Annotated in this window: 7 protein-coding genes; 3 read left to right on the top strand and 4 right to left on the bottom strand. The window is 58.1% G+C overall.

All coding sequences use genetic code 11. The features are described 5' to 3' along the window. The first annotated feature begins 347 nt into the window (after positions 1 to 347). Positions 348 to 1,085 (top strand): class I SAM-dependent methyltransferase, encoded by a 738-nt coding sequence (locus IWX64_RS16555; RefSeq protein WP_196868224.1) that lies wholly within the window; start codon positions 348 to 350, stop codon positions 1,083 to 1,085. A gap of 16 nt (positions 1,086 to 1,101) precedes the next feature. Further along, entirely contained in the window at positions 1,102 to 1,494 is a 393-nt protein-coding gene (locus IWX64_RS16550) for a YunG family protein (RefSeq protein ID WP_196868223.1), read from the top strand. 4 nt (positions 1,495 to 1,498) lie between these two features. Here IWX64_RS16550 and IWX64_RS16545 read toward each other — a convergent pair whose 3' ends face one another. Both IWX64_RS16545 and IWX64_RS16540 read right to left on the bottom strand, forming a co-directional pair. Next, positions 1,499 to 2,302 carry a phosphotransferase family protein gene (locus tag IWX64_RS16545; protein ID WP_196868222.1) on the bottom strand — a complete coding sequence of 268 codons (804 nt, stop codon included), beginning with the start codon at positions 2,300 to 2,302 and terminating at the stop codon, positions 1,499 to 1,501. Positions 2,303 to 2,420: 118 nt separating this feature from the next. Then, the gene (locus IWX64_RS16540) at positions 2,421 to 3,215 is read right to left on the bottom strand and encodes an alpha/beta fold hydrolase (protein WP_196868221.1); all 795 of its coding nucleotides are present in this window, start codon (positions 3,213 to 3,215) and stop codon (positions 2,421 to 2,423) included. A 201-nt stretch (positions 3,216 to 3,416) separates the two neighbouring features. Here IWX64_RS16540 and IWX64_RS16535 point away from each other — a divergent pair, with 201 nt between their 5' ends. After that, positions 3,417 to 3,665, top strand: coding sequence for a hypothetical protein (locus IWX64_RS16535; RefSeq protein WP_196868220.1), 249 nt, complete (start codon positions 3,417 to 3,419; stop codon positions 3,663 to 3,665). Between the two features lie 234 nt (positions 3,666 to 3,899). Here IWX64_RS16535 and IWX64_RS16530 read toward each other — a convergent pair whose 3' ends face one another. Next, complete coding sequence (locus IWX64_RS16530; protein WP_196868219.1) at positions 3,900 to 4,349, bottom strand: AAA family ATPase; 450 nt, start codon at positions 4,347 to 4,349, stop codon at positions 3,900 to 3,902. Between the two features lie 499 nt (positions 4,350 to 4,848). Next, positions 4,849 to 5,169, bottom strand: coding sequence for an AAA family ATPase (locus IWX64_RS16525; RefSeq protein ID WP_334683390.1), 321 nt, complete (start codon positions 5,167 to 5,169; stop codon positions 4,849 to 4,851). Positions 5,170 to 5,286 lie beyond the last annotated feature (117 nt).

Genomic DNA, 5,286 nt, shown 5'->3' with positions numbered 1-5,286 from the left:
ATCCGCGCGGCGCTTGGCGAAGGTGCTGACCTCATTGCTGAACATGCGAGTGTTGCTGTTTACATGACCGAGATGTTTAGCATCCTTCTGAAGGACGCGTCCGCGACGCGGTACGACAACACTCACGTCAGGAACATCCATCATCCTGAATACCCGCTCTCAGGTTCGCTTTAACCGTCAATCTGATCCGCTTTTTGGTGAAGGGTCAATGGACCACCGGTTGGGCCACCACCGTGAAAGGGCTGACCGGAACTCCGGGATTCGCATCCGTGTTCCGCAGAGCGGCGTAGACACCTGTAATGACGTTTCTCCGAGTCTTGCGGTCTTTGGTGCAGTACGGTGTGGTGATGCCTGATCCTATTTTTGATCACCCTCGCGTGGCTCGTGTCTATGATCCTCTGGATCCTGACCGAAGCGATCTGGACACGTATCTGGCGTTGATCGATGAGTTCAACGTTTCCGCAGTACTGGACGTTGGCTGCGGCACAGGGACTTTCGGCTCCCTCCTGGCACAGCGCGGTGTGCGAGTGCTTGGTGTCGACCCCGCTGGTGCGTCCGTAGCCGTCGCCCACACTAAGCCCAGCGCAAACCACGTGACATGGGTCGTGGGAACCGCCCTGGATATTGCCGCTGACCCAGCCCAGCAACAGCAGTGGGACCTCGCAACCATGACTGCCAACGTTGCCCAGTTCTTCCTAAGCGATGAGGAGTGGATTTCGACGTTGCAGGCAATCCGCGCCTGCCTGCGCCCGGGCCGATACATCGCGTTCGAAAGCCGGGTGCCTTCGGACCGCGGGTGGACCCGTTGGACGAAGGAACTGACCCAGCGCGTCGTATACGTTGAGGGAGAAGGGCCAGTAGAGGAATGGGTCCAAGTAACCAAAGTCGACAGAGCGTTTGTCACGTTCGACTCTCCAACAATTTTCTTGGCTGATGGTGAGCGTGTCGACTCCACCTCGACGTTGCGCTTCCGCACCGAGGAAGAATTCCGAGACTCTTTGTCAAAAGCGGGATTCGCCCAGATCGAAGTCCGGGATCTTCCGTACGCACCCGGCCGTGGCTGGTTGATCATTGCCCGTGCCTGATCGGATGCAATCACCAGTGGCAGTCACCTTGCGGACGCTCGAGGCGGCTTTCCGTCAGGCCTGGGGAGCAGACACCACCTGCTTGCAACCGAGCAGCCTGACGCGTTGGCATCACAACACCCCGGAATACGGACAATGCGGGCCCACAGCACTGGTCTTGCAAGACCTTTTGGGCGGGGATCTACTCATCGCCGATGTTGTTGGCAGAGACGAAGCCGACCAGGTTCATTACTGGAACAGGCTCTCTAGCGGTCTTGAAATCGATCTGACGGGTGAGCAGTTCACCGCCGACCACATGGTTGGGCCTCCACGTGTGGTCGTCAGACCCGCGGACGGGCCACGCGCCTACCGGCAGGAATACGAACTGCTGCGCGCACGAGTCCTCTCCGCCTTGCAGCTCTCTGACTAATGCTTCACATCCAGCTGCGCAGTTTCTCTGTGAGCATTTCGACACGGTCAGTTTGCCCATCGCTGATGGCCCGAGAAATGCTTTCAAGAATGAGGCTTTCGCGCCATATCCGCGCTCTCACAGCGGTTACGGAGTCCGTGATCTTCCCGGCAATATCGTCGCCGTGCCACATGGAGAGGTAAGCGACATTGATTGCAGGATCCCAAAGGCTGGCAAGATCCCAATCGAGCACTCCGTTTAGGCGACCTTTCACCCAGTGAATGTTGTGGCCGGCCAGATCTCCGTGCACCAAGGACGGCTCTACTACGTCCATTGATAAAAGCGGATCAAGCCGACGGTGCAGCTCACCATGAACAGCCCGTGGAACATTTGCGAACAACCTCTGTTGTTTGCCGGAATCCCACGGACCGGCATAGGAGAATGGTTCACCGACCAAGTCACCCAGCGGCGCCGCTTCCATCGCATCGAGCGACTGGACGAGGGCACGTAGTTGTTCAGGATCCCCAGACCCGGACGGGTGAGCAACACCACGGACATATTGCTGCGCGACCGCCGCCCGATCCCCGTGCCACTGAACTTCCGTAAGCGGCACAGGTATCTCGAAAGGGACCTGGCTATCAACGCGACGCAATAACTCCATCCGGCGAGTCATCATAAGACCCTGGTCTAGTGATCGTGCGATCCGAACAACGGCAACGTCTTGGAGAACAAGCACGTCATGGAACTGTCCGAAATCGACGTGGCGGGCCTCACGCCAATCGGCTGAAGGAAAGACTTCCAGAGCGATCTCTTCCAATATTCCGTTCATAGCACCAACCCTATAGACCCTCCACTCCCACCTCATTGCAAGGAACTGAGGAATTTCGCCACTATCGCCCAGAATAGCTGTCAAGACTCCAACCCTGAACGATGCAGTGAGCGATCCCTCAGCGGGCTCTTAGGAACCCGGTCAGAGCGCCTATCCAGTCCTCGAAAGCGTCGAGATGCGCGTCGTGTGAAGCACCCGTGAGATCGGCTCGTGTCTCCCTTACGCCACGACTGACGAAGCGGATCTTCTGCTCCTCGGTGAACATGCCTTCGTCTGCGTAGATGACGAGTGTAGGCGCAGCAACACTCTCCCACTCCGTCCACCGCGGCACAGCGAGCTCCGCCATTGTCGCCACCATCACCTCAGGATCGAACCGCGGGTACAACCCATCGGGACGTTCTTCCAGGTCAGCTGACCACGCCTGAGCGAGCTCTCCATCCCCAAGGGCGGCCTGTGCCGCTTCCCGGTCGGCGTAAGGCACCTCCCATGATCGGAAATACTCTCCGATCGCCTCGGCACCTTCGGGCACCCCTCCACCTTCATTTGCTTCCAGTAGCACGAGCCTGCGCACCAGATCGGGATGGGCAGCGGCTACGAGCATGGCGGTATGCGCGCCCATCGACTGCCCCACCAAATCGACAGGGGCCAACGACTCAGCTTCGATCACACGCACTGCATCAGCGATGAACGCACCCCGTGACGTATCGGCCGGCTCTCGTGTGCTGAAACCATGGCCGCGCTGGTCTATCAGCACAACCATCCGTCCGCTCAGAGCACGCGCTGTCGATTCAAACTCGCGACCGCTACCCGCCAATCCATGCAAAATGACAATCGCGGGCAGCGCCCCGTCAAAGACCAGGTATGAGATCACCGCGCCGTCGTCACCGCCTACCGCCCGTCTCACTGGATCCATCCGCCAACCTTACAGATGCACAGTACGTCGCTCGGGACTGCGCATGGATTAGCAATTGCACGTGCGCGCCAGATCTTCTGGTCGATGAGAGTGATCGTGATACTTCCGATACGTGTGGAACGCGCGTTATCAAAGGAATGAGCAGCGACCAGAACAGATACTAGAAAGATGGGGACGAACTCGAGAACACAAAAAGCTTGGTTGAACGCTCATCGCGATTCCATCCCTTCGCTCATTGCGCTGCTTGGCGTGGCGGTGTTTTGGGCTATCGGCGCTATCGGTGGTATCAGCTACCTACACAATGCTTCATCGCCCATCTCGATGCTCAGCGGCCTCTACATAATGCTGGCCGCCGTCGCGTTATCCATCATCATCACCACACTGGCCCTGAACTACCTCATTCAACACTTCTCCCGCCAACGCACTCAGCTGCACGCGCCTTCTCCGTAAAAGGGTCCCCGCCAGGGCGAACGGCCAATTATTGGAGGCCTCCTCCGGAACACTCCAAACGAACAGCCGGGCCGATAGCTTTCCATCTGCTTCGGTTACCCCTTCATCGGATGACCCATACGAGCAAGCACCCAACTTCAACCCAAGTGCCACCTGCGAACCATTTGGTTGATGGAGGCTCAAACACAAAGACTTCCACTGTCCCGTACCCCGATTCGTTTACCGGGCGCCATCCTAATCGGACGCCAGAATTAGTCGTTCAACTTCATCGGCCAGTTCTGGGATCGGTCGACGGCCATCGAGTTCGAGGGTCGCTCCGTTTCGAAGCAGCGGTTCGACATCGAGGACGTATTGCCGGATCGCGCTTCGGTCAGCCTCAGAGCTGCCGTAAGTGTTGTTTTCACGAGCAGAGACTCGCTCAATGAGGACTTCTATCGGCACGCTCAGGAGAACAACAACGGAGAAGCGGTCATAGAAACGGCCCTGATTCTCGACAGTCCCCGAAACAACTAAGGGAGAATCAGATGCGAGAAGAGCCGACATGCGCGGTTCATCCCATGTTCCGTCTGGAAGCACCCAGGCGTCGTAGTCGGTGTCGATCGTTCGGTAGCCCCGCCGGCACAACTCATCCAGCAAAGTTGTCTTTCCCGCCCCCGACATGCCGGTGATCAAAATTCGAGACATGGAGCCAGCGTAACCGGCACGACGGGTGCCTTTAACTCGATCGCTTAAGCGTAAAAGGAAGACCTATGGAGAATCGGGGCCCGCTTTACGATCTATTTGATCGTCGGCCGCAGACGGTGGCAGCCCTAATTGAGTGTAGATGTCTCTTCGATGGAGCTTCGCAATCCGGGCCCGGAACCGAGCGAGGATGCCGGGACCGCCATTTCTCAGACTTCCGTCATCGCTCAAATTACTCCCTCTTTATTGTCAGATCGCAGTCAGTACACGTTGGACCCAGCTCATATCGGACACCCCATCGACCGCCGTAAGCCGGTCGATCACCGTGCGCTGCTGGTCCGGCCAGGGCCCTGAGGCCGCGCGATTGAGGACGGACCGGTTACCTCACCCCAGGTGAATGCCCGCAAAGCTCCTCATCGGCAACACAATCACCTGTCTCCTATCCCTACAGTTGCAAGACAGGGGCCTTGTTGCGGATGTCGCATCTTATCGGGCAGCCGGATCAGGCGAGAATGATCCGCAGTCCGTCATCCTCCGATGGCTCCTCGAAGATTTCCGAGAACTGAAGTATCTGCGCCGCGTCTAGTCGGTGCGCCCAAGGGGTGTCCTGTGCCGCCCTGGGTTCCGCCTGGCGTATAGCCACTTCCAGAGGTGTCCGCACATAGCGCAGGCTTACGGCGTATCCAGCCTCGAGGGCACGGTCTTTCCAGAGCGCACGGCGCTGCCGATTCCACTGGTTCCAGTCCAAGATGACGTCGGAACCCACCCGCAGGACCTGCAGCGCGACATCCCACATCAGGTCCTTACAGACTTCTGCCTGCAGACCGTATGCATCAGTGTCATATCCCTGTCTGTCAGCATTGGGTGAGACACCGCCACTTTTCCCACTGACTCCTTAAGGGCGAGATTTGGAAACCGATTCCCTGTGAGCACCGCACTT

The sequence above is a fragment of the Arthrobacter sp. CAN_A212 genome (genome assembly GCF_015752345.1).
Classification (GTDB): Bacteria; Actinomycetota; Actinomycetes; order Actinomycetales; family Micrococcaceae; genus Arthrobacter_D.
Note: the sequence above shows the minus strand (reverse complement) of the source record. Positions and strands in the feature narration are given on the sequence as shown.

Bases quoted from the DNA above. Each gene is read 5' to 3' on its own strand.
- IWX64_RS16555 (WP_196868224.1), top strand. From the start codon at position 348: ATGCCTGATCCTATTTTTGATCACCCTCGCGTGGCTCGTGTCTATGAT.
- IWX64_RS16545 (WP_196868222.1), bottom strand. From the start codon at position 2,302: ATGAACGGAATATTGGAAGAGATCGCTCTGGAAGTCTTTCCTTCAGCC.
- IWX64_RS16540 (WP_196868221.1), bottom strand. From the start codon at position 3,215: ATGGATCCAGTGAGACGGGCGGTAGGCGGTGACGACGGCGCGGTGATC.
- IWX64_RS16530 (WP_196868219.1), bottom strand. From the start codon at position 4,349: ATGTCTCGAATTTTGATCACCGGCATGTCGGGGGCGGGAAAGACAACT.